Here is a 900-nt window from a genome sequence, read left to right on the forward strand (position 1 = left end):
ATCTGTGAGGCCCTTATATCACCGTCATGAATAACGGTGTTTTACGGGCCCTGTTGATAAAAAGTAAGAAAAACTCTCCCTGAAAGAGAGTTTTTAATATAAAAATATGTTAATATAAAATCATATTAAAAGGAGGTTAGATGAAATGTTCGGAATTTAAGAAGCTGTTAGAAAGTCTTGGATGTGAGATCCGAGATGGCTCAAATCACTGGATCGCCTATCGCAAGGACTATAGGCCACAACCGATACCAAGGCATCCTAGCCAGGAAATTCACGAAGGATTACGAAAAACTATCTTAAAAAGACTTGGCTTCTAATCCGAACCAACCAGAAGTAAGCAATTTAATTATGGAGTTTTCAATGTTTACCTATCCAGCGAAGATTACTAAAGATGGCGATTTTTTCCTTGTCTCTTTTCGTGATTTTTATGGTAACGAACCTGTCACACAAGGTCAAACTTATGAAGAGGCGCTTTCCATGGCCTCTGATTGGCTTTTGTCAGAGGCAACCATTGCTCTGGACGATAAAGAAAAATTGCCTAAGGCTTCCCCTGCAAAAAAGGGAGAAGTACTAATCAGAATGCCCCTTTCGGCTCAAATTAAACTGAGGCTTCTCTATGAAATGATCGATCAGTCGGTATCTGGGTCTGAATTAGCAAGAAGAATGAACATCAAACGCCCGAGCGTTCAAAACATAATTAAAGCGGACCATGCAACAAAGATAGATACCCTTCAACGGGCCTTCAATGCTTTGGGAAAAGAGTTAGTTGTGGAGCTTCGATAAAATTACGATTCCAGGTTTTGATCTCAAGTATTTAAGAGGCTGGTATTGGAGTTGTTAATGAAAAGGCCTGATTGCCTCGGTTATCACTGATATTTTGCGTTTTTCAGTGATCTAGCC

The 900-nt window shown here is 39.7% G+C and carries 2 protein-coding genes; both read left to right on the forward strand.

Features of this window, described 5'->3' with window-relative positions; genetic code table 11:
- The first annotated feature begins 140 nt into the window (after window positions 1-140).
- Window positions 141-317: a type II toxin-antitoxin system HicA family toxin gene (locus tag HMPREF9439_RS13675; protein ID WP_008864666.1), complete on the forward strand. Its 177-nt coding sequence runs from the start codon at window positions 141-143 to the stop codon at window positions 315-317.
- A 43-nt stretch (window positions 318-360) separates the two neighbouring features.
- Complete coding sequence (locus HMPREF9439_RS09440; protein WP_040603574.1) at window positions 361-783, forward strand: type II toxin-antitoxin system HicB family antitoxin; 423 nt, start codon at window positions 361-363, stop codon at window positions 781-783.
- Window positions 784-900 lie beyond the last annotated feature (117 nt).

Source organism: Parasutterella excrementihominis YIT 11859 (assembly GCF_000205025.1).
Lineage (GTDB): Bacteria > Pseudomonadota > Gammaproteobacteria > Burkholderiales > Burkholderiaceae_F > Parasutterella > Parasutterella excrementihominis.